A 25,821-nucleotide genomic window follows, 5' to 3' on the forward strand; every position below is an offset into this window, starting at 1 on the left:
ATGAACGACGACGAAGGAGCAGCACCGACCATGGCCCGGGAATTCCGAGTCCGCAGGCAGCAGGACCTGCCCGTCGCACCCCAGCAGGTCTGGGACGCGGTCGCCACCGCCGCCGGAAACCTCGGCTGGCTCTACCCGATGGAGATCGAACCACGCGTCGGCGGCAAGGCCACCCGGGGCGACGCCACCGTTCTGACCTGGGAACCACCGCACCACCTCGCGCTGCGGGCCACACAGGACGGCGGGTTCTCCAACACCCTCAGCTATCGCGTCGAGCCGGCCGACGGCGGCACGAGCCACCTGCGCATGGGCATCCACTGGGTGCACACCGGTGTCGTGGACGACGCCTGGAACTGGGACGGCAAGACGGACGCGGCCGAGAAGTACGTCGACTTCCACCAGCACGCCCTCACGGAATACCTCCGCCACTTCGCCGGGCGCCCCGCCGTGTACGTACAGGCCCACCGACCCGAACCGACCGCCGACCCGGCCGACTTCGCCGCGCTGCGCCGCCGCCTCGGCCTCGCCGACGACGCGGTCGTCGGCGACCGGTTCACCCTTCTGGCCCCCGAGCCGGTGGAGGTGACCGTCGACTGGCTCAGCGCCGACTTCGTCGGACTGCGCGGCCAGGACGCCCTGTACCGGTTCTTCAACGGCAGCACCTGGAACGTACCGATCCGGCTCGGCCACCACCTGTTCGCCGAGGACGCCGACGAACAGCGGGCCACCGGGACGTGGTCCGCCTGGCTCAACGAACCCGCCCGGGAGCGCTGATGGAAACCTCCACCCGAACCCTGCTGTTCGCCGCCGAACTCATCGAGGAGAACGGCACGTACACCCTCGTCGTGGAGGACGTGGACAAGGGCACCGTCCAGTCCACACCGGTCCCCAAGGCGATGGTCGACAAACTCCCGGTCTTCCTCGCGGCCCTCACCGCCCGCCTCGGCCCGGTGCAACCGCGCCGCGGCTGGTGACCCCGGCCGTACCGCCCCCGACACGCGCGACCGGGCCCCGGCAGGTGCGCCGGGGCCCGGTGTCAGGGGAAGCGGTCAGCTGATCGTCAGGTGCTGGGCGATGACGTTCCCGTTGTAGGCGTTCACACCGAACCGGCCGCTGCCGTAGGTGGCGTCGGTGGTGTCGATGACGGGTGTGGCGCCGTCGCCGAGCCACACCCGTATCCGGTCACCCTCGGCGCGCACCTTCACGTGGTAGGTCCGGCCCTCGGTGATGGCGGTGTCGTGGGTGGCCAGGTCCTTGCCGGGGCGCCACAGCTTCACCTGGCCCTTGGTGTCCAGGGTCGCGGTGTAGCCCTCGCCCTTGTCATTGGCCCGGAAGGTCAGACCGGTCGCGGTGCCGTTGGTGACGGAGAGGTCGCCCTCGTAGGTGAAGTCCTCACCCGTCCGCTCGCTCAGATAGAAGCCGTCCCCCGAGGAACTGCCGTGCAGACCGTCGGCGGCCGTGGTCCAGTTCCCGCCCGTGGTGGCCCACTTGGCGGTGGGGAAGGCGTCGAGGCCCGCGCCGCCCGTGTTGAGGTTCTGGAGCGTAGCGGTGCCGTTGAAGACGTTGGCTCCGTATCGGCCGCCGGTGTAGGCGTCGTCGGTGGCATCGATGACGGGGTCGGTGCCGTTGTCGAGGAAGACCCGGATGCGGCTGCCCTCGGTGGTCACCTTGAGGTGGTGGGTACTGTCCGCCGTGACGGGGGTGTTGTACGTGGCGATGTCCCGGCCGGGACGCCACAGCTTGACCTTGCCCTCCTTGTCGATGTTGGCGGTGTACCCCTCGCCCTTGTCGTTGGCGCGGAAGGTGAGACCGGCCGCCTGGGCGGTGCCCAGGGACACGTCGCCCTGGTAGACGCCGTCGGCCGCCGTACGCGTACTGAGGTAGAAGCCGTTCCCGGAGCCCCGGCCCTGCTTGCCGCCCGACACATCGGTCCAGTTGCCGCTGACGGCGTTCCACCGGTCGCCCAGATCGGTGTCGAGCGTCGACTGACCCGTGCCCCAGCTGGAGTCGAGCCGGCGGAAGACGGCACTGTCCAGCTTGGCCGTGCCGCCCTCGGCGTACAGCCGGATGCCCTGGCTGTCGGCGCCGGAGTCGAAGTTGACGTTGTCCGAGAGGGAGTACGTGCCGCCGTCGGCGAAGACCTCCAGCTGGCCGCGGTCCACCAGCAGGCGCAGCTTCAGCTTGCCGTTCTCCAGGCCGACCGGGTGGCCGTCCAGGGTGCCCGCCGCCTTGTCGTAGACCACCGTGCGGTCGGCGGTGTCGTCGCTGCGGACGTGCAGGCCGAACGCGATCTTCCGCGCCGTGGACTTGCTCACGTCGACCGTGGCGCTGAGCTCGTACGTGTCGGCCCGGACGCCCTTGAAGGGGTTGGCGCCACCCTCCTTGACGTTCTGCTTCTTCCACGTCTTGCCGCCGGAGGCGAGGGACGACAGCTCGTCCACCGGTGTACGGGTGATCCGGAGGCCCTCAGGCGTGCTGATCAGGCCGAGCTGGGCGGGGAAGGTGGCGTTTCCGGTCCAGGTGGTGCCGACGTTGCCGCCCTGCCAGGCCATCTGGACGACGCGCCCGTCCGGGGCGTTCTGGAAGGTCTCGGCCGCATAGAACGTGCCGCCCGCGTAGGCGGTGCCGAAGTCCATCGGCTGGGGGGTGGGGTTGTCCGCGTGGAACCCGGTGCCGTCGAAGTCACCCACCACGTACTTGCCGGACGCGGTGGTGAGCACCCACTTCTTGCGGTTCGGGTCGCCGTCGACCGGGACCTGGAACAGGTCGGGGCACTCGAACAGCCACTCCGCGGAATAGCGGCTGGAGTGCGTCCAGTCGAGCAGGTTGGGCGAGGTGTAGATCTCGACGCCGTTGCCGTGGTTGTCGGCGTCGTTCTCCGACCACACCACCATGACCCACTGCTTGTGCGCGGCGTCCCAGGCCACCTTGGGATCGCGGCTCTGGACCGGGATGGTGATGCGCTTGCGGCCCTTGTCGTACGCCTGGAACGTCCTGCCGTTGTCGTTGCTGTAGTAGACGCTGACGCCGTCGGTGTTCGCGAAGACCACGATGGGGTCGTCGGCACCCGTCTTCAGACCCGAGGTGTTGTCCTTGTCGACCACACCGCCGCCGGAGAACAGCGTGCCCGGGTGCACGTCGGGCTCCAGGGCGATCGGCTTCTGCGTCCAGTGGACCAGGTCCTTGCTGGTGGCGTGGCCCCAGTGCATGGTGTCCCAGGCCAGCCCGTGCGGGTTGTGCTGGTAGAAGAAGTGGTACTCGCCGTTGGCGTACACCAGGCCGTTCGGGTCGTTCATCCAGCCCTGCTGGGAGCTGAAGTGGAACTGCCCGCGATACGCCTCGGTGTACGTCGTGGGCTGGTACGGGAACTCGGGGTAGTTCCACACCTCGCCCGCGGACGCCGGCGAGGCCGACAGCAGGGGGGTCAGGCCGAGCGCCATGGCGATCACCAACGCCTGGGCTCTGCGGCGTACACGCATGTCTCTCGCTCCGGTTCTGCCGCGACACGAGTGTCGAAGCGGCTGTGGTGGGGCGGCCAGCGGAGATGTCAACGCTGACACGGTGAATCGCGAACGATGATGTGCGGCCGGTATCCGGGGGTCAACACGCCGGACATGAACCGGAATTAATCCGGTCCTCCGCCGTGGGTGGCCGGATGATGCGGGATGCGCCGATCGCGAGATTTTCCGGGGCGCACTTGCTGCGGTTGGGGCCGTTTTGGGTGCCTGCCCTGCCGGGTGCGGAGCGGGCACCGCACCCATGGGAGGGGGGTCTTGCCGGAATTATCGGCGGCTTCTCCATTGACGGCGGGCGTCCCGCCGTCCAACATCCTCGGTACGAGCCGCTGTCAGCGTTGACATTCCGTCCGCCGGGGCGGCTCGGCCCGAGGCCGCACTGGCCCACGTACTCCGTCATCCCTTCGCACGAGGAGCCGACATGCCCAGAAGAATGCTTTTTGCCGCCGCCACCACTGTCACCGTGTGTGCTCTCACGCTCACCGGGTGTGGGTCCGGCTCCGGTTCCTCGGGCAAGGACGGCGGCAAGGTGAAGGTCGGGCTGATCACCAAGACCGACACCAACCCCTTCTTCGTCAAGATGCGTGAGGGTGCCCAGAAGGAGGCCAAGAAGAAGGGCGTGGAGCTCACCACGGCCGCCGGCAAGTACGACGGTGACAACGCCGGACAGGTCACCGCGCTGGAGAACATGGTCTCCGCCGGAGTCAAGGGCATCCTGATCACCCCCAACGACTCCAAGGCCATCGTCCCCGCACTGGCGAAGGCCCGTGCCAAGGGCGTCCTGGTGATCGCCCTGGACACCCCGCCCGAGCCCCAGTCCGCCGCCGACGCGCTGTTCGCCACCGACAACGTCAAGGCGGGCAAGCTCATCGGCGCCTACGCCAAGGCCGCCATGCAGGGCAAGGAGGCCAAGATCGCCACCATGGACCTGTCGCCCGGCGTCTCCGTCGGCGTCCAGCGCCACCAGGGGTTCATGGAGGGGTACGGCATCACCGACAAGGACTCCGCCCTGGTGTGTTCCCAGGACACCGGCGGTGATCGCGCCAAGGGCCAGACCGCGATGGAGAACTGCCTCCAGAAGGCCCCCGACATCAACCTCGTCTACGCCATCAACGAGCCGGCCGCCCTCGGCGCGTACACCGCCATCAAGGCCAAGGGCCGCGAGAAGGACGTCATGATCGTCACCATCGACGGCGGCTGCGAGGGCGTCGCCGCGGTCAAGGACGGCAGGATCGCCGCCACCTCGCAGCAGTACCCCCTCAAGATGGCCGCCGACGGCGTGTCCGCGATCGTGGACTACGCCAAGACCGGCAAGAAGGCCAGCGGCTACACCGACACGGGCGTCCAGCTGATCGCGGACAAGGCACAGCCGGGCGTCGACTCCAAGGACGCCGGCTTCGGCATCGACAACTGCTGGGGGAAGTAACCCCGATGACCACCTCCACCGCCTCGGCGCTGTACTCCGGCGCCAAGGAACCCACCACGCTCCGCCGCATCCTGATGGCGCCCGCGGCAGGCCCCCTGGGCGCCCTGATCCTCGCCTCGGTCGTCTTCGCGCTCAGCAGCGACGAATTCCTGACCGGCGGCAACTTCTCGCTGATCCTGCAACAGGTGATGGTCGTCGGCACGCTGGCGATCGGCCAGACCCTGATCATCCTCACCGCCGGCATCGACCTGTCGGTCGGCGCCGTGATGGCCTTCGGCGGGATCGTGATGGCCAAGCTGGCCGTCAGCAGCCCGCTGCCCGCACCGCTCGCGATCCTGGCCGGCGTCCTCGTCTGCGGGGCCTTCGGACTGGCCAACGGCCTGCTCGTACGGCTCGTCCCGCTCCCGCCGTTCATCGTCACCCTGGGCATGCTCAACGTCGCCTTCGCGCTGACGCACATCTTCTCCGAGGAGCAGACCGTCACCGGCCTGCCCAGCTCGCTCACGGCGCTCGGGGAGACCTTCCCGCTGGGCACCACCGACGTCACCTACGGCTCCCTGCTCACCGTCTTCCTCTTCCTGGGCTTCGCCTACGCCCTCGGCAACACCGCCTGGGGGCAGCACGTCTACGCCCTGGGCAACAGCGCCGAGAGCGCCCGCCTCAACGGCATCCGCGTCTCCCGGCTCACCATCTCCCTCTACACGGTGGCCGGTCTCGTCTACGGGATCGCGGCCCTGCTGCTGGTCTCCCGCACCGGCGTGGGCGACCCGCAGGCCGGCCAGACGGAGAACCTGGACAGCATCACGGCCGTGGTGCTCGGCGGCACCAGCCTGTTCGGCGGGCGCGGCACGGTCCTCGGCACGTTCGTGGGCGTCCTGATCGTCGGCGTATTCCGCAACGGCCTCCAACTGCTCGGGGTCTCCTCCGTCTACCAGACCCTGGTCACCGGCGTGCTGGTGATCCTGGCCGTGACGATCGACCAGTTCTCCCGGAAGAAGGGCCGATGAATACCCTCGACAAGAGCGCCGCCCCGGTGACCCCGGTGCTCAGCGCCCGCAACCTGGTCAAGCGCTACGGCCACGTCACCGCCATCGACGGCGCCGACTTCGACCTGATGCCGGGCGAGGTCCTGGCCGTCATCGGGGACAACGGAGCCGGCAAGTCCAGCCTGATCAAGGCCCTGACCGGCGCGGTGGTCCCGGACTCCGGGGAGATCCGCCTGAACGGCGAGCCCATCCGCTTCAACGGCCCCCAGGACGCCCACGAACACGGCATCGAGACCGTCTACCAGGACCTCGCCGTCGCCCCGTCCATGGACATCGCGTCCAACATGTTCCTGGGCCGCGAGCTGCGCCGCAAGGACATCCTGGGGCGGGCGCTGCGGATGCTCGACAAGAAGGCGATGCGGGCCCGGGCCGCCGAGCACATGGCGGAGCTGAAGATCGGCCTCGGCTCGCTGACCCAGCCCGTCGAGACGCTCTCCGGAGGCCAGCGCCAGGCCGTCGCGGTGGCCCGGGCGGCCGCCTGGGCCAGGAGCGTCGTCGTCATGGACGAACCCACCGCCGCGCTGGGCGTCAAGGAGTCGGCCCAGGTCCTCGACCTCATCCGCCGGGTACGCGACAAGGGCATCCCGGTCATCCTGATCAGCCACAACATGCCGCACGTCTTCGAGATCGCCGACCGCGTCCACGTGCACCGGCTGGGCCGCCGGGCGGCGGTGATCAAGCCGTCGGACCACTCCATGGCGGAGGTCGTGGCGATCATGACCGGCGCCCTGCGGGTGGAGGCCGACGGGGCGACGACGGTGGCCGACCACCGGGCTGTCGACGCCGTCGGGGTCGGGCACGACGACGGCTGAATCGGCCGTCGCACCCGCACCGTATTCTGTCGACCTGTCCTCGGTCGGCCGGGTCGATCACCCTCCCGGCCGAAGAGCCTCAACATGGAGAAGCCTGGCCATGGTCTCACCCCGCCGCCCGACTCTTGCCGATGTCGCCCAGGAGGTGGGCGTGAGCGCCAAGACCGTCTCCCGGGTGCTCAACGGGAACGGCCCCACCTCGGAGTCGACCCGGGAGCGTGTCCTCGAAGCGGTGGGCAGGCTCGGCTTCCAGCTCAACCCGATGGCGCAGAGCATCCGCAGCGGCGGACCGGACACCACCGTCGGGCTCGTCATCCCCGACCTGGCCAACCCCTTCTTCGGCTCGGTCGCCAGTGGGATCGAGGCCACCGTCCGCGATCACGGGCTGACCCTCGTCATGGGCTCGTCCGGGGACGACCCGGAGCGGGAGACGGACCTGACCCGGTCCTTCCTCGCCCGCCGGGTGAGCGCGCTGATGGTCGTGCCCTCCGTGGGCGCCGACCACAGCCACCTCAAGCAGCACCTGGCCCAGGGACTCCCGGTCGTGTTCATCGACCGCCCGGGCCACGGCCTGCCCACCGATACGGTCGTCAGCTCCAACCGCAAGGGCGCCCGCGAGGGCACCGCGCACCTGATCGCCCACGGCCACCGCCGCATCGGGTTCATCGGCGACCTCCCCCGGGGCCTGTACACGCGCCGCGAACGCCAGGCGGGATACCGGGCGGCCCTGGCCGAGGCCGGCATCCCGTACGACCGGGCCCTGGTCGGCGAGGCGCACGACGAACACGGCGCGGCAAAGGCCCTGGCCCGGCTGCTGGCCCTGCAGAGCCCGCCCACCGCCGTGGTCAGCGGGAACAACGTCATGACGCTCGGCGCCATGGCGGAGCTCGGACGGAGCGGCGCGCCCGTGGCCGTGGTCGCCATCGACGACGTGCCCATGGCGGAGCTGCTCACGCCCGCCCTCACCGTCGTCGCCCAGGACCCGGTCACCATCGGGCGCGAGGCGGGAGCCACCGCGCTGCGGCGGCTGGCGGGGGACCGGTCGCGCCCGCGCACCGTCGTCGTACAGAACAGGCTGATCCAGCGCGGCTCGGGCGAGCGCCGGTTCGCCGCCGACCAGGAGCTGCCCGCCTGAGCAGCCGGGCGGCCGCGCGGCCGCCCCGTCACCGCGGGCATTCCGCCCGCGCACCCACCACCGGCACCCGGGGGGCGGTTCGGCATGCCGTCCCTCCCACCGGCACGCACAGACAAGGAAGGCCGAGCGTGATCGTAGTAGGCGGAGAAGCACTGATGGACCTGGTACCGGCGCCCGACCAGGGCCGCGCGGACGGCGGGCTTCCCCTGATGCTTCCCAGACGGGGCGGCGGCCCGTACAACACCGCCGTCGCGCTGGGACGGCTCGGAGCGCCGGTCGCGTTCTGCTCCCGCGTCTCGACCGACGCCTACGGAGCCGCGCTGGTCGAGGGCCTTCAGAAGGCGGGCGTCGACACCGCACTCGTCCAGCGCGGACCCGAACCCACCATGCTCGCCGTGACGGCCATCAGCGAGGAGGGCTCGGCCGCCTATACCTTCTACCACCAGGGCACCGCCGACCGTCTCTTCACGGCCCCCGGCTCCCTGCCGCCCCTGGCCCGGGCCCTCGCCCTGGGCACGTGCTCCCTCGCCCTGGAGCCCACGGCGAGCGCGTACGAGCACATGCTTTTGCGTGAGTCCGGAAGGGGCCTCTTCATCGCACTCGACCCCAACATCCGGCCGAACGTCATCCCCGACCCGGACGCCTACCGGGCCCGCTTCCGGAGCTGGCTGCCCCATCTCTCGCTGCTCAAGGTGTCGTTCGAGGACACGGCGTGGCTGTCCGGCTGCGCGCCCGGCGAGGAGTCGGTGCTCGACGCCGCCCGCGCCTGGGCGCGTAACGGACCGTCCGCGGTCGTCCTCACCGGCGGCGGCGCCGGACTCTGGGCGGTCACCGCCACCGGCGACACCGTGCACGTACCGGCCGCCGCGTGCGAGGTGGCCGACACCATCGGCGCGGGAGACACGGTCTACGCGGCGCTGCTCGACGGTCTCCACCGCGGGGACGCGCTGCGCCCGGACGCCCGGCTCGCCCACGACGAGTGGCGCGAACTGCTGGCCTTCGCCGCCCGGGCCGCGGCCGTCACCTGCTCCCGGCGGGGAGCGGACTCGCCCCACCGGGCCGAACTGCTCGACTGACAGGAGCGCACCGACGTGACCGCCTCCCGAAGGACGTGCTGACCGGATGCCGGACCCCGAGAGCTCACCGGCGCACCTGCGCAGGAAGCCCAGCAGCAAGGAGATGGTCCTGCGGCTGGTGTCGCACCACGGCTCGGTGACCCGGGCCCAGCTGATGGACCTGAGCGGGCTGCCGCGGACCACCGTGTACGACGCCGTGGCCGCCCTGGTCGACAGCGGCGCGATCACCACCGCGCTCCAGGAGGAGGACGGCCGGGGCCGCGGCCGCCCCGTCGAGCGGCTCCGGCTCAACCCCGGACGCGGCCAGTTCATCGGCATCGAGTTCACCCGGCGGAGCACCCGGGTCGCCCTCGCCAACGACGCGTGCCAGCTGATCGGTGTCCGCAGCGCCGAGGAGCCGAGCACGGCCGGCCGGCGCGAGCGCGTCCTGACGGCGCACCGCCTCGCCACCGCGCTGGCGGGAGGCTCCCTCGTACCCGGGGCGGTCAAGGGCGTGGGGGTCGGCATCGGTGGCCCGGACCCCGGCGTCGAAGTGGCCCAGCTGGTGCGCGAGCGCTTCGCGGCTCCGGTCCGGGTGGAGCGCGGCCACCGCCTCGCCGCCCTGGGCGAAGCCACGTGGGGCGCGGCGGCGGGCGAGCCGGACCTGCTGTCCGTCTTCCTGTCCCGCGAGGTCGGGGGCGGGCTGATCCAGTCGGGAGCCCTGGTGCGCGGGCCCTACGCGACCGCGGGCGAACTCGGCCATGTCAACGTCGAGCGCGAGGGCGGGCGACCGTGCCACTGCGGCGGACGCGGATGTCTCGACACCGTCGCCTCCAGCCGGGCGGTCCTCGACCGGTACCACGCCTGCGGCGGACTGGCGGCCGGCATCGCCGACCTGGCCGTGGCGGCCCGCGACGCCGACGAGGCGGCCTGCCGGGTCCTGGCCGAGACGGGGCGCGCCGTGGGCGGTGTCCTGGCCGCCCTCGCGAACACCTTCGCCCCCGCCGTCATCGTCGTCGGCGGCGAGCTGACCCGCACCGGGGCGGCCCTGATGGACCCGCTGAAGCAGGAGCTGAACGAGCTGGTCGTCCCGGCCGTACGCACCCACATCAGTCTGCGGGCGGCCACCCTGGGCACGACCGCGACCGCCTGCGGAGCCGTCGCCCTGGTGGCCGGCGCGACGGGCGCGCGCACGCCCTCGCGATCCGTGGACGCGCCCGCCCCCGACGATCTAGCGTCGGGGGCGATCGCAACGGCGCAGCACCGGAGTACGGGGAGATCATGACCAACGGCAACAACACGCCCACCAGCGGCACCGAATCGCCCGTCACCTTCATCACCGGCGGGTCCAGCGGAATCGGCGCGGAGACCGTACGCAGGCTCCTCGGCCTGGGACACCGGGTCGCCGCGACCGGGCGCAGCGCCAAGAAGCTGGCCGTGCTGGCCGAGGAGATGGACGCGGGGGAGCGGCTGCTGACGTTCGAGGGGGACGCGGGGGACTGGGAGCACGTGTCGGCGGCGGTCGAGGAGACCGTACGCGCCTTCGGCCGGCTCGACCACGCCATCGCCAACGCCGGGTACTCGGCCGACGCCCATGTCGAGACCGGCGACCCCGAGAAGTGGCGCGGCATGGTCCTGACGAACGTGCTGGGTCCCGCGCTGCTCGTCAAGGCGGCGCTCCCCGCGCTCAAGGAGTCGCAGGGCCGGATCGTGCTCATCGGCAGCGTGGCCGGGTACAAGAACACGCCGGGCAACCTCTACTCGATGACCAAGTGGGCGGTGACCGGCCTCGCGGAGAACGTCCGCATGCTCACCACCGGGTACGGCGTCGGCACGACGCTGATCGCACCGGGCCGGGTGCTCACCCCGTTCTGGGACGAGCGCCCCGGCGGAGCGGCGGCGGCCGGTCCGATGATCACCGCCGAGCAGCTGGTGGACACGCTCGTCTGGGCGATCTCGCAGCCGCGCGGCGTCGACGTGAACACGCTGGTGGTCCGGCCGATCGGCCAGTCGAACTGACGCGGATTCATTCCAACGGCAGATGCGGAGGTGCGCCCCCGGCCCGCTGCGGCAGGATCGACCGGAGACCGACTCACGAAGGAGGTCACGCGATGATGCCGGAGCCCACTCCGCGATTCGCCCGGATCGCCCTGGTGTCCGCGCACACGGGGCCGCTTCCGCAAACGGACGGCCCCGACCTCGACGGGCAGAGCGTGTACGTGGCCCAGCTCGCCGCGTGCCTGGCGGGGCGGGGACACGACGTCACCCTCTACACCCGCCGTGACCGGCCCGACCGCCCGACCCTGGTCCGCACCGCGTCGGGCGTGAAGGTCGTCCACGTACCGGCGGGCCCGCCCGTTCCGGTGCCGAAGGACGAACTGCTCACGTGGATGCCGGAGTTCGGCGCGTATCTGGCCAGGATCTGGCGGCTGAACCGGCCCGACGTCGTTCACGCGCACTTCTGGACGTCCGGCGCGGCCGCCCTGACCGGGGCGCGGGGCGCGGGTATCCCCGTCGTCCAGACCTTCCACACGCTCGGCACGACGGAACGGCGTCACCGGGGCGGCGAGGACGCCGGGCCGCCCGAGCGCGCCGACCTCGAGACCCGGATCGCCCGTGAGGTCCACCGCACCCTCGCGACCAGCGCGGACGAGATGAACGAGCTGCTGGCGCTCGGCGTGCCCCGGGCCCGGATCACTGTCGTGCCCTGCGGTGTCGACACCGGGCACTACGCCCCCGTGCCGCTCGCCGCCCGGCCGACCGGTGCCGCCTTCCGGCTGCTGTCCGTCGGCCGGCTCGACCCCCGGCAGGGGTTCGACCGGGCCGTCGAGGCGCTGTCCGGCATCCCCGGCGCGGAACTGCTCATCGCCGGCGGACCGGACGCACAGCTCCTGTTCGCGGACCCGGAGGCCGAGCGCCTGCGCAAGGCCGCCGTCCGGTACGGGGTCGCCGAGCGGGTACGGCTCCTCGGCCATGTGCCGCGGGCCCTGATGCCGCACCTCATGTCCAGCGCGGACCTGCTCGTGTCCCTGCCCCGCCACGCGCCGTCCGCCCTCGTCTCCATCGAGGCGATGGCCTGCGGCACCCCGGTCGTGGCCACGGCCGTCGGCGGTCAGACGGACGCGGTGGTCGACGGGGTCACCGGCACGCTCGTGCCGCCGGCCGACGACGAGACGCACGACCTCGCCGCGACGATCCGGGGCCTGCTCGGCGACCCCGCCCGGCTGGCTCGCTACGGGGCCGCCGCCCGCACCCATGCGCTCGCCCGGTTCGCCTGGGACGAGGTGACGGACGCCGTCTGCCGGGTCTACGCGGACCTCGCCCGTACCCCCCGGGTCCGGAAGACGGGCCCGCTGAGCCCGGCCTGATCCGGGCACGGGAAGGGGCCTACCTCCTGGCGCGGGAAGGGCTTACGCCGCCTGACCGGCCTCCTGGAGCGCCTGCCTGCGCACCTCCTCGCAGCACCGGGCGATCAGCCGGGAGACGTGCATCTGCGAGAGGCCGAGCGTCTCGGCGATCCGGTCCTGTGTCATGTCGCGGAAGAACCGCAGGTAGAGGATGGTGCGCTCACGCTCCGGCAGGCTGCGCAGCCCCGGCTTCACGGCCTCGCGGTCGACCGCGACATCCAGCGCGTGATCGCACAGCCCCAGGGTGTCGGCGAGGCAGGACCCGTCCTTGGCCCCTGGCATCTCGGCGTCCAGCGACAGCGTGCGGTAGCTGTCCAGGGCCTCCAGACCGGCTCGGACGTCCTCGGCGCGGAGCCCCGTGGCGGCCGTGATCTCCGCCTCGGTCGGCAGCCGCCCGCCCAGCGTCTGGGCGAGGTCGCGGCGGGCCACGCGTACCTGATTGCGCAGGTCCTGGACCCGGCGCGGCACATGGACGTCCCAGGTGTGGTCGCGGAAGTGGCGCTTCAGCTCGCCGACCACGGTGGGGATGGCGTACGTCTCGAACGCCTTGCCGCGCGCCGGGTCGTACCGGTCCACCGCCTTGACGAGGCCGATCGCCGCCACCTGGCGCAGATCGTCCAGCGGCTCACCGCGGTCGCGGAAGCGCGAGGCCAGCCGATGGGCCATGGGGAGCCAGGCGCAGACGGTCGCGCGGCGCAGTTCGTCCTTCTCGGGGCCGTCGGGCAGGGCCCGCAGGCGGTGGAAGGCCGCCGTCCCCGTAGGCCGGTCCTGGTCTGGTGCGGGGGCAGTCTGTCGGGCACCGGCCATGGTGTTCACTCCTCGGCGTCGCCTGTCAGGACCGCCGTGGGAGCCTCCGCCGGACAGGCGGCACCCGGAGCAAAGCTCCCACGGGCGCGCCTCTTGTCCGAAGCACCCCTGGCCCATTCCCGTACGGGCCCGTCTCAAACACGACCCGGTTCCTGTCAGCGGTCCGAGACCGTGAAGAGCGCGCCCTCCGGATCGCGGAGCACGAACGCGGTCCCCGGCACCCCCTCCACCGGCGTCGCCTCGCCCCCGGCGGCCACCGCGGCCTCCGCCGTCCGCTCGCTGTCGGGCACCAGGAAGTCCACGATCCAGCGCGCCCGCACCCGGGCGTCCGTGGCGTTCTCCACCCCGCCGCCACGCAGCGTCACCACGGTGTGCCCGCCCGCTCGTACGAGGACGCGGTCCTCCGCGTAATCGACGGCGCACCTGCTCTGCGGCTTCGCCCAGCCGAAGACCTCCGCGTAGAAGATGGCCGCCTCGAAGGCGTGCCGCGACTGGAGATCCACCCGGGCCGGGGCGCGCGGCCCGTCGGCCCAGACGGGCGCCGGGCCCTCCCAGAAGCCGAAGACGGCCCCCTCCCGGTCGGCGGCGATTGCCGCCCGCCCCTCGCCCAGTGGCAGCGGACCCACGGCGAGCGTCGCCCCGCGCTCCCGGATGCGGTCGGCCGTGACGTCGGCGCCCGGCACGGCGAAGTACGGGATCCAGGCCGGAGGCGGGCCGCCGGGCGGGCAGGCCCCGATGCCGGCGACCGCCCTGCCGTGCGCCAGGGCCAGCGCGAAGTCCTCGCCGAGGCTGCTGTCGTGGAACTCCCAGCCCATCACCTGGCCGTAGAAGGCTCTCGCGGCCCGCAGATCGTGGGTCGCGAGACTCACCCAGCAGGGCGCGCCCGCCACGGGTGTCTTCCAGTCCAGACTCGGCATACGGCGCTCCTTCGCCGGGGGCCCTCTAGAACGATGCGCCCGTGCCCCGGCCCACGCACGCGCTCACCCGGCCGTCCACACCCGATTCCACGCCGGGCGGGACCGTGGGTCAGCCCTGGCGCCCCTGGTCCTCCTCCTCGTCCGTGGTGTGGACGGCGGCCTCCTCGGCCGAGGCCGCGCCGCCGTCGATGCCCACGTCGTTCGCGTAGACGTCGGTGCGGCGGCCCGGCACGTCGTCCGCCGGGCTCAGCCGCCCCGAGCGGGTCTCGCCCTCCTCCGGCTCCAGCGGTTCGCCCTCGCCGTCGTCCAGGTCCCCGATGCCGTCGCCGTCCGGCGGCTCGACGTCCTCGACCTCCTGGGCCAGGCGCTGGTCGAGGGATTCGCCGCGGCGCTCCTCCTCGCCCGTCGTGCCGTACTTGTCGACGCCCAGGGGGCGCTCGGGCGGCGAGTAGCCCTCGTCCAGCTGGTCGTCCAGGCCACGCTCGCCGAGCGCGTTCTCCAGGTCGAGATCGTCGTTGGGCGGGTCCTGGCCGACGTCCTGCGGCTGGTAGACGTCGTCGCCACGTGCCTCTGTCGGCATGATTCGTCCTTCCGTCGGAGGCGTCAGGGATGCCGGGGCGGCCGCGGGCGGCCGCCCTTCGCACCCTGCGGGTGCCCTGCCGGGCACGGGGAAAACACGCCTTTCGTCACCCTATGGGCGCGACCGTTCCGCGTCCTCCCGGGCCGGCCGCACGGGCCGGCCCGGGACACTGTCAGAGCGCGGGCGTGAAGCGGTCCCAGGCGCGGTGACCTGCGAGGAGTTCGGTGACGCCGTCCAGCACCGTGGACGCGGCCCCGCCCGCCACGACGCCCGGGGCGTCCGCGGCCACACCGGCCTTCTCCAGCACCGTCGCCCCCTCGCCGCAGGCCCCGACGGCCTTGCCGTGCCGGAACGCCTCGGTGACCAGCAGCAGCACGCGCGGGTCCACCCCGGTGGACCGGGCCCCGTCGTCGGTCTTGGCGTCACGGGCCCCGTACGCGTCCGGGGCCGGGGCGGGCGCCCCCACCAGCACGATCGCGTCGAACTCGATCGACCGGGCCGTGGCGAAGGTCCGCTGCACGGTGACCGCGTCGTCCCCGGAGCCCAGCTTTCCGCCCGTGGGCGCGATCACCAGGGGGACCATCCCGGCACCGAGGACGGCGCCGCGTACCTCGCGTACGGCGTCCAGACCGGCCTCCCCGGCGGTGACGATGCCGACGACCCGGCCGTCGACTGGCCAGGTCCGCCCCAGCTGGGACAGGGCGGGACTGGGCTCGGGCGAGGCCAGGGGCTCGGTCGCCTCGGGCGCGGGCAGGCCCAGCCCCTCGGCGACGCGGGCGCACAGCTCCGGGTCGATGTTGGCGAGCACCCGGAGGCCGCGCTCCTTGATCGCCTGGTCCCAGCACTTGCCGAGCTCGAAGGCGTACGCGGAGGTGATGTGCTCCCGCTCCGTGGGCGTCATGCTCAGCCAGAACAGCCGGGCCTGGCTGAAGTGGTCGTCGAACGAGGCCGCCGCGTCCCGCACCTTCCGGGCCGCCGGGACCTCGACGGGCACCTCGATGTAGGCGCCCGTGTCCGCACCTGCGGTGAACGGGCAGCCGCCGTCCAGGGAGTTGGGCCGGTACGGTGCCACGCCCCGGTGCACCGCCGTCTGGTGCATGCCGTCGCGCAGCATGTCGTTGACGGGCGCGTGCGTGCGGTTGATCGGCAGCTGGGCGAAGTTGGGCCCGCCGAGCCGGGTGATCTGGGTGTCGACGTACGAGAAGAGGCGCCCCTGCATCAGCGCGTCGTTGGTGACGTCGATGCCCGGCACCAGATGGCCGACGTGGAAGGCGACCTGCTCCGTCTCGGCGAAGTAGTTCGACGGGTTGGCGTTCAGCGTCATCAGCCCGATCGGGCGGACCGGCGCCAGCTCCTCCGGCACGATCTTCGTCGGGTCGAGCAGGTCGATGCCCTCGAACATCTGGTCCTCGGTGTCCGGGAACGTCTGCACCCCCAGCTCCCACTGGGGGAAGGCGCCCGCCTCGATCGCGTCGGCCAGGTCCCGGCGGTGGAAGTCCGGGTCCATGCCGCAGGCGATCTGGGCCTCCTCCCACACCTGCGAGTGCACGCCCAGCTTCGGCTTCCAGTGGAACTTCACCAGCGTGGTCGCGCCCTCGGCGTTGACCAGCCGGAAGGTGTGGACGCCGAAGCCCTCCATCATCCGGTACGAACGCGGGATGCCCCGGTCCGACATGTTCCACAGGGTGTGGTGGGTCGCCTCGGTGTGCAGGGTGACGAAGTCCCAGAACGTGTCGTGGGCGCTCTGCGCCTGCGGGATCTCCCGGTCCGGATGCGGCTTGCCCGCGTGGATGACGTCGGGGAACTTGATCGCGTCCTGGATGAAGAAGACCGGGATGTTGTTGCCGACCAGGTCGAAGACGCCCTCGTCGGTGTAGAACTTCGTCGCGAAGCCCCGGGTGTCGCGCACCGTGTCGGCGGAACCGCGCGAGCCGAGCACGGTGGAGAAGCGCACGAAGACCGGCGTCTCGGCGCCCTCGGCGAGGAACGCGGCCTTTGTGATGCCCGCGGCCGCTCCGTACGCGCGGAAGACACCGTGGGCGGCGGCACCGCGGGCGTGCACCACCCGCTCCGGGATGCGCTCGTGGTCGAAGTGGGTGATCTTCTCCCGCAGGTGGTGGTCCTGGAGCAGCACCGGGCCGCGGGGCCCGGCCTTCAGCGAGTGGTCGGTGTCGTACAGCCGGGCACCCTGCGCGGTGGTGAGGTAGGCCCCGCCCTGAGCCACCTTGTCCTGGTCGGCGCCGGTCGGCTGCCCGGTCGGGCTCACGGTCTCGGGACCGCGCTGGTCGTGCTTGGGCGGCAGCGGGCCGCGCGGCTTCGTGGGCTCTTCGACCGGGGCGGTCTCGGGACCGGGAGCGCCGGGGATCTCGTTGTCGCTCACTGGATTCCAATCTGGTGGGGGGAGGAAACGGTGCCGCGCGGAGTGGTCGGCACGCGCGGGGGACGGCACCGCCTGACCACGCGTACCCCCCGCCCTCCGGCCGGACACATCGGTTGCGCCATCCGCCTCTACGTCCCGTTCCTACGGGCGACCCATCGCCGTGCGGCCCTGAACTGGCCGGTCGGTAGGCTGGCTTCGTCCACGCGGGCGACGAGGGGGACGTGGTGAGCGGAAGACCTGCCGACGGTCCGGCGATTGCATCGGTGGCCGGGCGGCCCTGGTGGGCGGCCAACGAACTGCTCGCGTTCCTCGTGGAACTCGCGGCGCTGGCCTGCCTCTTTTGGTGGGGCTTCGCCCTGGCGGACAACCTGGCCGTCCAACTGCTCACCGGCACCGCCGTCCTCGCCGCGGCCGTCGTGCTGTGGGGTCTGTTCGCCGCCCCGCGCGCCCGGTTCCGCCCGCCGCTCGCAGGGGTCCTGGCGGTGAAGGCCCTGGTGCTCGGCGGGGGAGCCCTCGCGCTGTACGGGGTCGGGCACCCGGTCGCCGCGGCGGTGCTGGGTGCCGTCGTCGTGGTCAATACGGCCCTGGCGGAAACCTTCCGGCGCCGCATCGCGCCCGCCGCCTGACCGAGGGCTCGGCACGCGGGCCGGTTTCCCGCGGGCGCGACCGGGCAGCCGACCCGTGAAGTCGGTAGCGTGGAACATGACGACGACGACCGGGCGCCCCAGGGACCGAGGCCCGCGGAAGCACCACCGGCGCGTCCGCGCAGGCCCGTGCCCGCCGCCCGGGAAGGGACGGCCGCACATGTGCCGATGGCTGGCCTATTCCGGCACGAGTGTCGTGCTCAGCGATCTCCTCTACAAGCCGGAGCACTCGCTGATCGATCAGAGCCTGCACTCCACCATGGGCGTGGAGACGACCAACGGGGACGGATTCGGGGTCGGTTGGTACGGGCCCGAGCAGGAGACGCCCGCGATCATCCGCGACACCGGACCCGCCTGGAACAACCGCAATCTGCGGGAGATCGCGGGCCACATCCGCTCGCCGCTGTTCTTCGCCCATGTGCGGGCGTCCACGGGGACGGCCATCCAGGAGACCAACTGCCACCCCTTCCGGCACGGCCGCTGGATGTGGATGCACAACGGCGCGATCGCGGACTTCCACCGGCTGCGGCGCGATCTCTCCCTGGCGCTCGACCCGGCCCTGTTCTCGGCCCTGGAGGGGTCCACGGACTCCGAGGTGATGTTCTACCTCGCGCTGACGTTCGGGCTCGACCAGGACGTGCCGGGCGCCGTGGCCCGGATGGCCGGGCTGATCGAACGCGTGGGCCGCGACGAAGGGGTGGAGAATCCGCTCCAGATGACCATCGCGGTGTCCGACGGCGAGCGGCTGTGGTCGTTCCGCTATTCGAGTCTCGGCAGGTCGCGCTCGCTGTTCTACAGCAGCAGGGCCGAGACCGTGCGTGCCCTCCACCCGGACTCCGACTTCCTGCGGGGCGTGTCCGACAGCACCCGCCTGGTGGTGTCGGAACCCCTGGGCGGTCTGCCCGGCGTGTGGAAAGAGGTGCCGGAGAGCAGCTACGGGGTCGTGCAGCCGGGCGAGGACGAGTTCCGGCCCTTCGCGCCCGAACCCGTGTGAAGGCCGCCCGGACGGATCACCGGGCGGCCTTCGTACGAAGGTGCCTCAGCCGGCGAGCGCGGCGTCGATCTCCTTGAGGAACGGGTCCAAGTCGCCCGGGTCGCGCGAGGTGATGAGCTTCCAGCCGCCGGACTCGTCGGTCACGACCGGCTCGTCCACCCAGTCACCGCCCGCATTGCGTACGTCGGTCCGCAACGAGGCGTACGAGGTGAGCCGCTTGCCCTTGACGTTGTCGGTCTCCACCAGCATCCACGGTCCGTGGCAGATGGCCGCGACGGGGCGCCCGGACGTGGTGAACGAGCGCACGATGTCACAGGCCGGACCCTGGAGCCGCAGCGTGTCGGCGTTCAGCGTGCCGCCCGGTACGAGCAGCAGGTCGTAGCCGGCCGGGTCGACGTCGTCCAGCGTGAGCTCGGGGCTTACGGATGTACCGGGGTCCTTGTCGCCGACCAGCGTCTCGATGTCGTCCTTCTTCAGGGCGGCCACATCGACCCGCACGCCGCGTTCGCGCAGATGGCCGAGCGGCACGAGGAGTTCGTCCTGCTCCACGCCGTAGTTGGTGACGATGGCCAGCACCTTGCCCTTGCCGCCGTTCTCGCTCATCTTCTGCCGTCCTTCCGTCCTACGGGGAACACGCCCGGTGACGTGGCTTCCGGGTCGCAGCCTCTGGGTTCCCCGCCCGGGCGCGCTCATTCATGTAGCGGCATCGGCGGTGCGCCCACATGGTGGGAGAGCGGCGCCGAGCCAGACGCACGAGGAGTGAGACCATGACCGGTCGGACGGGCGGACCCGGGCTTCCGCAGGCCCGCGGCGCGCTCTCGGCGGCGGTCGTCGCCCATCTCCGGGGGAGCGGCCCCCTGCCCGCCCCGTCCCTGGCGGACGCGGCCGAGCCCTATGGCGACGACCTCCAGCTCGCCCTGTACGTCTGCTACGAGCTCCACTACCGGGGCTTCGAGGGCGTGGACCCGGCCCGGGAATGGGACCCCGCGCTGCTGGCGGTCCGGGCGGCCCTGGAACGCCGCTTCGAGTCCGCGCTGCGCCGGGACGTCCCGCCCGGGGCCGGTCTGGACGACACCCTGGACGCGCTGCTCGTGGAGCCGGTCGACGGCACGGGCGTATCGCACTTCCTCCAGGAACACGCCACACCGGACCGGCTGCGGGCCTATGCCGCCCAGCGCTCCCTGTACCACCTGAAGGAGGCCGACCCGCACGCCTGGGTGCTGCCCCGGCTCAGCGGGCGCGCCAAGGCGGGGATGGCCGCGATCGAGTACGACGAGTTCGGCGCCGGCCGCGCCGACCGCGTCCACGCCCGGCTCTTCGCCGACCTCATGACGGACCTGGGCCTGGAGACGGCGTACGGCCACTACCTGGACGAGGGCCACGCCGAGATGCTGGCGCTCGTCAACCTCATGTCCCTGTTCGGCCTGCACCGGCGGCTGCGGGGCGCCCTGGTCGGCCACTTCGCCGCCGTCGAGATCACCTCCTCGCCCGCCTCGCACCGCCTCGCCCTCGCCATGAAGCGGGCGGGCGCCGGGCCCGCGGCCGAGTTCTTCTACACCGAACACGTGGCGGCGGACGCGGTCCACGAACAGGTGGTGCGGCACGACGTCGTACGGGGGCTGCTGGACGACGAACCCGGCCTGGAGGCGGACGTCGTCTTCGGCATCGACACCACCGGCTTCCTGGAGGACCGCCTGGCCGCCCGGCTCCTGACGGACTGGGGCGCCGCTGCCTAGAATGGCGACCCGGCTGGGTGGGGCACTGAAAAGGACACATGTGAACAGGGTGGGGTGGGCTGCCGTCGTCGCGGCAGTGTTGATCGGCGTGACCGGCTGCGGGGGCGGCGGCAACGACGGGGATGCGAACGGGGCGGCTGCCCCGGGCGGGCCGGGACCGGAAGACTCCGGTCCGATCACCAAGGCCAAGATGCGTCTGGTACTCGACGGTGTCACCAAGGACACGGGGGCGCTGCCGAACGACCCGGAACGGGCGGCCTTTCCTGCCGACTCGTCCAGTCCGCTGGCCGGGTGCTCCGCCACCTACAAGTCGTACGACAAAGCCGCCTCCACACTGGACCTGCACCAGACCAACGCTCTGGCGGCCGCGCTGACCGGCCGAGGATGGACAGAGACCAAGAAGCGCGACGTGCGAAAGGCACGGGACGGCACAGCCCGCGAGGTGCAAGCGGTGTTCAAGAAGCGTGGCTGGACCATAGTCATGGACCACTACCTGGGCATCGGTGACCAGATGCTCAGTCTGATCGCCTTTGAAGACGCCTGCGTCAAAAAGGCCGGAGGAGCCGAATACGTCACGCCCTCCAGCTGACGGGAACCGGCCGGACACGTCCTTTCAGGCTTCGTCCGCCCGCACCTCGTCCAGCAAGCGGCGCAGTTCACGCGTGCTGCCCCGGCCCTTCGCCCCTACGATCTGCGCCGCCACGGCGCTCAGCTTGCGGTTTGTACGCTGCGACAGCACGCGCAGTACGTCGAACGCCCGGCCCGGTTCGCAGTCCAGCAGATGCGTCACGATGCCGATGGCCTGGTCGATCACAGCCCGTGACACCATCGCCGTCCGCAACTGCTCCGCCTCCGCCTCGGCTCCGGTACGGGCATGCTCGTGCAGAAGTCCGCAGACCGTCTCCTCGGCCAGCACCGCGATCGCCTCCCGGGCCGGCGCCGTCAGCCGCCAGGGCCGGAACGCGTACAGGGTGACCGTCGCCGTGGCGCCCGCCGCCAGGACCGGCACCGCAGTGCACGCGCGCAGACCCCGTTCCAGCGCCGCCACCCGGAAGCGCGGCCACCGCGCCTCGGCGACCAGATCGACGGCCGCGACCGTCCGCAGCGAGCGGGCAGCCTCGACGCACGGCCCCTCGCCGGTGTCCTCCTGGAGCGCGGCCAGGACCGCGAGATCCGGGTGGGTCGCGGCGCCGAGTTCTTCCCCGCCGGGGCACCGCAGAAACGCCGTCGCGCCCCGGCATCCCGCCGAGCAGCGCATCGCACGCCGTCCGAGCCGGACGAGCGACGGCGCCACGGCCGCGTCATCGGTCACCGCATCCATCGGCCGCGTCACCCTCAGCCTCCCTCGGACTCCGTCGAACCGGACCGGGACCCCGCCGCGCCGCTCGGCGCCGACGCACCGGTGATCGGTTAGCTTCGTCGTATGAACGGGCCATCGGAGGGCGAGAGCGGTCTTCCGGCCCTCGTCGCCCGCGCCCGGGAACTGCGCGCGGCCCGGAACCATCCTCCCGCCGAATACCCGGTCCTGCTCGACGCGGCCCTCGCGGAGCTGGACCACGCCATCGAGGCCCTGCGCCAGGCGGAGGACCCACCAGGACCGCCCCGTACACCGGGCGCGAAGGCGGCGCCGTTCAAGGCCATGTTCGACCACCTGCCCTGGCCCGTCGTCCTGACCGACGGGCACACCGTGGTGCGCCGCCTCAACCGCGCCGCCGCCGCACTGACGGGGCTCCCTCCGGGGTACGCCGCAGGCCGCCCGCTCGCCGCGCTCCTGCGCCCCGCCGACCGGGCCGCCCTCCGCGCCCACACGGCGGCCGTGGCCGGCGGCGAAGGAGGCCGCAGCCTCCCGGTCCGCCTCCCCGGGCTGCCGGACGGCCCGCTGTACGCCACGCTCACTGGCATCGCCGCGCCGGGGGAGCGGGGGCAGGACGTACTCGTGGTGCTCGCCCCGGGTCCCTTCGCCTCTGGCCGTCCCGCTGACCGGGCCGAGCCCTCGGCGGTCGTACGCCAGGCCGAGCTGACCGCGCTCCTGGACCGGACGGCCCGGGCGCTTCTGGACGGCGAGCCCTCCGCAGCGGTCCTCGGGACCGTCGCGGGGCTCCTGCGCGACGGCCTCGCGGACTGGGCGCTGCTCGACCTGGGGCCCGTGGACGAGCCGGTCCGGAGCGCGGTCCACGGCCCTCCGGCGCCGGAGGACGCGGGGCTGGAGAAGGCGTTCCTGCGGCAGGACCCGCGCGCCTGCCCCGTGGCCGTCGAGGTCATGGCCTCCGGCGCGGCGGCGGTGGAACAGCTGACGGAGGACCTGGACCGGCTGGGCGCGGACGAGGACGGGGCGCCGCTCATGGCCCGCGCCGATGTCACCGCGCTGGTCTCCCTGCCGCTGACCGCGCCCGACGGCACGACGGTGCTGGGGGCGCTGACGCTGCTCCGGGCCGGGCCGCCGTTCTCGTTGCTGGAGGCCGGTGCCGCGGAGATCGCGGCGGGGCACATGGCCGTCGTCGCGCGGCGGGGCGGCGTGGGCGGGCCCGGCGCGCGCTGAGCGGCGGGCGGGGCGGACCGGGCGCGGAGAAATTCCGGCCGGTCAGGGGTGCCCGCGCCATGAGGTGGCATACGGCGAAGTGGGGCAGGGTGGAAAGCGTCTCGGCGCGAGCGGGCCCGCCCCTGGCCGACCGAGCATGGAGGACATGATGGTGCGGACTGTGGGTGTCGAGGAGGAGCTGCTGCTCGTGGATGAGCAGAGCGGCGACCCCAGGGCCCTGTCGACGGCTGTCCTGGCTTTGGCCGAACGGCGCGCCGAGGGTGACTCGGCCTTCGAGCAGGAGCTGCACCGCCAGCAGTTGGAGTTCGCCACCGAGCCGCGCGCGGACATGCGGGAACTCGCGGACGAGATCCTGCGCTGGCGGGCGGAGGCGGCCCGCAGCGCCGCCGAGGCCGGGGGAGCGGTCGCCGCGCTCGCCACGTCCCCGCTGCCCGTCAGTCCGTCCATCGGCGAGGGCGAACGGTACCGCTGGCTCGCCGACAAGTTCGGGCTGACCACGCAGGAGCAGCTGACCTGCGGATGCCATGTGCACGTCTCCGTGGAGTCGGACGAGGAGGGCGTCGCGGTCCTGGACCGCATCCGCCCCTGGCTCGCGGTGGTGCTCGCGCTGAGCTCCAACTCGCCCTTCTGGCAGGGCCAGGACACCGCGTACAGCAGCTACCGCAGCCAGGTCTGGGGCCGCTGGCCGTCGGCCGGGCCGATGGAACTGTTCGGCTCCGCGCGCCGTTACCACGACGAGGTCGAAGCCCTCGTCGGCACGGGCGTCCTGCGCGACAAGGGCATGATCTATTTCGACGCCCGGCTCTCGCACCGCTATCCCACCGTCGAGGTCAGGGTCGCCGACGTCTGCCTCGACCCCGCCGACGCCGTGCTGCTCGCCACGCTGGTGCGCGGTCTGGTCGAGACGGCGGCCCGGGCCTGGCGGGCGGGCGATCCGCCGGAGCCGTACGGGATGGGCCTGCTGCGCATGGCCGCCTGGCAGGCCGGCCGCTCGGGCCTGGAGGGCGAGCTGCTGCACCCCGCCACCATGCGCCCCGCCCCCGCGCCGACCGTGGTGCACGCCCTGCTCACCCATGTGCGCGACGCGCTGGAGGACACCGGGGACCTGGCCGCGGCGCGGGAGGGGATCGACCGGCTCCTGAAGAGCGGCACGGGCGCGCGGATCCAGCGCGACGCGCTCGCCCGCACGGGCAGCCTCCACGACGCGGTCACGGAGTGCGTCAGCCGCACCCGTGGCTGAGACGCGCGACGACGCCCTCCCGCGCCGGGCGCTCAGTAGCCCGCGCAGACCCGTACGCTGCGCAGCTCGGTGTCGGCCGGGTCCGGCAGGCTCATCCCCGCCTCCAAACCGGTCAGGAGGTAGCGCAGCACCGGCTCCGTCAGCCGCTCGCCGGGCAGCACCACCGGGATCCCCGGGGGATACGGCGTGATCATCTCGGCGGCGACGCGCCCCACGGCCTCCTCCACCGGGACATCCTCCGTTCCGTGGAAGTAGGCGTCGCGCGGCAGCCTCGCCTGCTCCATCCGCAGCTCCGCCGGCGCCGGGACCGCCACCTCGGGCCCCCGGGGCAGCGAGGGGGCGTGCCGGGCGAAGTCGCGCAGCGCCGTCAGCAGCCGCTCCGTCGTCTCGGCATCGTCGGCGTGGGTGAGCTGGGCGCTGACGCGCCGGTGGTCCATCAGATGCGCGTCCACGTGGTGGTGCTCGCGCAGCCAGTCCGCCGCCCGATAGCCGGAGACCCCGAGCTCCGTGAGGTCGATGACCACCGGCAGCGGGTCGAACTCGGAGCCTGCACCCGGGCCGCAGAAGTCGTCGGCGTCGTTGACGTGCATCCCGTCGACCGACTCGATCTCCTCGCGCACGGACGCGGCGAGGGCGAGGGCGCGCGACATCAGCGTGTGCCCCTCCAGCACCATCTGGCGCCGCTAGCCGTCCATGCCCGCGTACAGCAGGACGGAAGGGCTCGTCGTACCCAGCAGATCGGCCCGGGACGCCAGCGTGTCGTGGTCGATCAGGTCGCCCCGCAGATGGAACACCGACCCCTGTTCCAGACCGCTTCCCATCTTGTGGATGCTCGTGACGCAGACATCGGCACCGGCGTCCATCGCCCAGGTCGGCAGGTCCGGATGGAACGGCAGATGCGCGCCCCACGCCTCGTCCACGACGAGTGGGCGGGAGCGCCGGTGACACACCTCGGCGATGGCCCGGAGATCCGCTGCCACCCCGTACGGCGTGGGGCTGGTGACCAGGGCGCCCTGCGCGTCCGGGTGCTCCTCGAAGGCCCGCTCGTACGCCTCCGGGGACGGCGGGTGCGCGAGGTGGCGTTCGATGTCCCACTGCGGTTCGACCCACACCGGCCGGATGCCCGAGAGGATGAGCCCGGAGATCACCGCCTTGTGGGCGTCCCGCCCCACCAGGAGCTTCTGGCCGTGCGCGGCGACGCTCAGCATCGCCGCCTTGACCGACAGCGAGCTGCCGCACGTCGAGAAGAACGCGTGCTCCGCGTGCACCGCGTCGGCCATCAGGTCCTCCGCGCGCTGCAGCACCCGGGACTTCATCCGCCGGTCGTCGAGCCCGCCGCTGGCCAGGAGGTCGCCGAGGAACACGGCGTCGCCCAGCACGGCCCTGACCTCCGGCGCGGCGCCCCGGGCCTGCTTGTGTCCCGGGGTGTGAAGCCCAGCTCGCCCCGCTGCCGGTAGGCGGCCAGGGCGTCGAGAACGGGTGCTTCCGCATGATTCTTCGGCATGTCCGCCGCCTTCCCGTGATCGCCCCGTCGATCCTGGGCGCCGCAGGACCGGCGCGCGAGTCGGAGTCCGCCGGGCGGCGCTGC

At 72.4% G+C, this 25,821-nt stretch carries 23 protein-coding genes and 1 pseudogene; 16 read left to right on the forward strand and 8 right to left on the reverse strand.

What is annotated here, in order from left to right; translation table 11 throughout:
* Positions 1–774, forward strand: coding sequence for an SRPBCC family protein (locus tag AMK18_RS06045; protein ID WP_241836461.1), 774 nt, complete (start codon positions 1–3; stop codon positions 772–774).
* Positions 774–974 carry a hypothetical protein gene (locus tag AMK18_RS06050; RefSeq protein ID WP_018099841.1) on the forward strand — a complete coding sequence of 67 codons (201 nt, stop codon included), beginning with the start codon at positions 774–776 and terminating at the stop codon, positions 972–974. Before AMK18_RS06045 ends, AMK18_RS06050 begins: the two co-directional genes overlap by 1 nt.
* A gap of 75 nt (positions 975–1,049) precedes the next feature.
* Here the strand turns inward: AMK18_RS06050 and AMK18_RS06055 are convergent, their stop codons facing one another.
* Positions 1,050–3,479, reverse strand: a complete 2,430-nt coding sequence (locus tag AMK18_RS06055; RefSeq protein ID WP_073861926.1) for a glycoside hydrolase family 32 protein — start codon at positions 3,477–3,479, stop codon at positions 1,050–1,052.
* Positions 3,480–3,948: 469 nt separating this feature from the next.
* On the opposite strand from AMK18_RS06055, the gene AMK18_RS06060 reads away from it, so the two are divergent.
* The 8 genes from AMK18_RS06060 to AMK18_RS06095 all read left to right on the forward strand — a co-directional run bounded on the left by AMK18_RS06060 (position 3,949) and on the right by AMK18_RS06095 (position 12,357).
* Positions 3,949–4,941, forward strand: coding sequence for a sugar ABC transporter substrate-binding protein (locus tag AMK18_RS06060; protein WP_073861927.1), 993 nt, complete (start codon positions 3,949–3,951; stop codon positions 4,939–4,941).
* Positions 4,942–4,946: 5 nt separating this feature from the next.
* Positions 4,947–5,948, forward strand: coding sequence for an ABC transporter permease (locus AMK18_RS06065; RefSeq protein ID WP_073861928.1), 1,002 nt, complete (start codon positions 4,947–4,949; stop codon positions 5,946–5,948).
* On the forward strand, positions 5,945–6,799 hold the full coding sequence (locus tag AMK18_RS06070) for an ATP-binding cassette domain-containing protein (protein WP_018099837.1): 855 nt from the start codon (positions 5,945–5,947) through the stop codon (positions 6,797–6,799). The genes AMK18_RS06065 and AMK18_RS06070 overlap by 4 nt, the downstream gene beginning before the upstream one ends.
* A gap of 100 nt (positions 6,800–6,899) precedes the next feature.
* Positions 6,900–7,934, forward strand: coding sequence for a LacI family DNA-binding transcriptional regulator (locus AMK18_RS06075; RefSeq protein WP_073861929.1), 1,035 nt, complete (start codon positions 6,900–6,902; stop codon positions 7,932–7,934).
* A 128-nt stretch (positions 7,935–8,062) separates the two neighbouring features.
* On the forward strand, positions 8,063–9,010 hold the full coding sequence (locus AMK18_RS06080; RefSeq protein WP_073861930.1) for a carbohydrate kinase family protein: 948 nt from the start codon (positions 8,063–8,065) through the stop codon (positions 9,008–9,010).
* Between the two features lie 46 nt (positions 9,011–9,056).
* Positions 9,057–10,274: an ROK family transcriptional regulator gene (locus AMK18_RS06085; protein WP_073861931.1), complete on the forward strand. Its 1,218-nt coding sequence runs from the start codon at positions 9,057–9,059 to the stop codon at positions 10,272–10,274.
* On the forward strand, positions 10,271–11,008 hold the full coding sequence (locus AMK18_RS06090; protein ID WP_073861932.1) for an SDR family oxidoreductase: 738 nt from the start codon (positions 10,271–10,273) through the stop codon (positions 11,006–11,008). Before AMK18_RS06085 ends, AMK18_RS06090 begins: the two co-directional genes overlap by 4 nt.
* A 92-nt stretch (positions 11,009–11,100) precedes the next feature.
* Positions 11,101–12,357, forward strand: a complete 1,257-nt coding sequence (locus tag AMK18_RS06095; RefSeq protein WP_079199231.1) for a glycosyltransferase — start codon at positions 11,101–11,103, stop codon at positions 12,355–12,357.
* A 42-nt stretch (positions 12,358–12,399) separates the two neighbouring features.
* On the opposite strand, the gene AMK18_RS06100 is transcribed toward AMK18_RS06095, so the two are convergent.
* The 4 genes from AMK18_RS06100 to AMK18_RS06115 form a co-directional block, all read right to left on the reverse strand.
* Positions 12,400–13,203 carry a SigB/SigF/SigG family RNA polymerase sigma factor gene (locus AMK18_RS06100; protein WP_073861933.1) on the reverse strand — a complete coding sequence of 268 codons (804 nt, stop codon included), beginning with the start codon at positions 13,201–13,203 and terminating at the stop codon, positions 12,400–12,402.
* Between the two features lie 155 nt (positions 13,204–13,358).
* Entirely contained in the window at positions 13,359–14,120 is a 762-nt protein-coding gene (locus AMK18_RS06105; RefSeq protein WP_073861934.1) for a VOC family protein, read from the reverse strand.
* Between the two features lie 109 nt (positions 14,121–14,229).
* The gene (locus tag AMK18_RS06110) at positions 14,230–14,700 is read right to left on the reverse strand and encodes a DUF5709 domain-containing protein (protein ID WP_073861935.1); all 471 of its coding nucleotides are present in this window, start codon (positions 14,698–14,700) and stop codon (positions 14,230–14,232) included.
* A 172-nt stretch (positions 14,701–14,872) separates the two neighbouring features.
* Positions 14,873–17,080 carry a catalase gene (locus AMK18_RS06115; protein ID WP_073861936.1) on the reverse strand — a complete coding sequence of 736 codons (2,208 nt, stop codon included), beginning with the start codon at positions 17,078–17,080 and terminating at the stop codon, positions 14,873–14,875.
* Positions 17,081–17,343: 263 nt separating this feature from the next.
* Here AMK18_RS06115 and AMK18_RS06120 point away from each other — a divergent pair, with 263 nt between their 5' ends.
* Together AMK18_RS06120 and AMK18_RS06125 are read left to right on the forward strand one after the other, a co-directional pair.
* Complete coding sequence (locus AMK18_RS06120) at positions 17,344–17,706, forward strand: YrdB family protein (protein ID WP_073861937.1); 363 nt, start codon at positions 17,344–17,346, stop codon at positions 17,704–17,706.
* Between the two features lie 178 nt (positions 17,707–17,884).
* Positions 17,885–18,718, forward strand: a complete 834-nt coding sequence (locus tag AMK18_RS06125) for a class II glutamine amidotransferase (protein ID WP_073861938.1) — start codon at positions 17,885–17,887, stop codon at positions 18,716–18,718.
* Between the two features lie 45 nt (positions 18,719–18,763).
* Here the strand turns inward: AMK18_RS06125 and AMK18_RS06130 are convergent, their stop codons facing one another.
* Positions 18,764–19,321, reverse strand: coding sequence for a type 1 glutamine amidotransferase domain-containing protein (locus AMK18_RS06130; RefSeq protein ID WP_018099825.1), 558 nt, complete (start codon positions 19,319–19,321; stop codon positions 18,764–18,766).
* A 164-nt stretch (positions 19,322–19,485) separates the two neighbouring features.
* On the opposite strand from AMK18_RS06130, the gene AMK18_RS06135 reads away from it, so the two are divergent.
* Positions 19,486–20,454, forward strand: coding sequence for an iron-containing redox enzyme family protein (locus tag AMK18_RS06135; RefSeq protein WP_073861939.1), 969 nt, complete (start codon positions 19,486–19,488; stop codon positions 20,452–20,454).
* Position 20,455: 1 nt separating this feature from the next.
* Complete coding sequence (locus tag AMK18_RS06140) at positions 20,456–21,043, forward strand: hypothetical protein (protein ID WP_241836464.1); 588 nt, start codon at positions 20,456–20,458, stop codon at positions 21,041–21,043.
* Positions 21,044–21,067: 24 nt separating this feature from the next.
* Here the strand turns inward: AMK18_RS06140 and AMK18_RS06145 are convergent, their stop codons facing one another.
* Positions 21,068–21,787 (reverse strand): GAF and ANTAR domain-containing protein, encoded by a 720-nt coding sequence (locus AMK18_RS06145; protein WP_241836465.1) that lies wholly within the window; start codon positions 21,785–21,787, stop codon positions 21,068–21,070.
* A gap of 90 nt (positions 21,788–21,877) precedes the next feature.
* On the opposite strand from AMK18_RS06145, the gene AMK18_RS06150 reads away from it, so the two are divergent.
* Together AMK18_RS06150 and AMK18_RS06155 are read left to right on the forward strand one after the other, a co-directional pair.
* Positions 21,878–22,993 (forward strand): PAS domain-containing protein, encoded by a 1,116-nt coding sequence (locus AMK18_RS06150; RefSeq protein WP_073861942.1) that lies wholly within the window; start codon positions 21,878–21,880, stop codon positions 22,991–22,993.
* A 136-nt stretch (positions 22,994–23,129) separates the two neighbouring features.
* Complete coding sequence (locus tag AMK18_RS06155; RefSeq protein ID WP_073861943.1) at positions 23,130–24,233, forward strand: glutamate--cysteine ligase; 1,104 nt, start codon at positions 23,130–23,132, stop codon at positions 24,231–24,233.
* A gap of 32 nt (positions 24,234–24,265) precedes the next feature.
* On the opposite strand, the pseudogene AMK18_RS06160 reads toward AMK18_RS06155, so the two are convergent.
* Positions 24,266–25,737, reverse strand: a pseudogene (locus AMK18_RS06160) (aminotransferase class I/II-fold pyridoxal phosphate-dependent enzyme).
* Between the last annotated feature and the right edge of the window lie 84 nt (positions 25,738–25,821).

It is taken from the genome of Streptomyces sp. CB01249 (assembly GCF_001905735.1).
Taxonomy (GTDB): domain Bacteria; phylum Actinomycetota; class Actinomycetes; order Streptomycetales; family Streptomycetaceae; genus Streptomyces.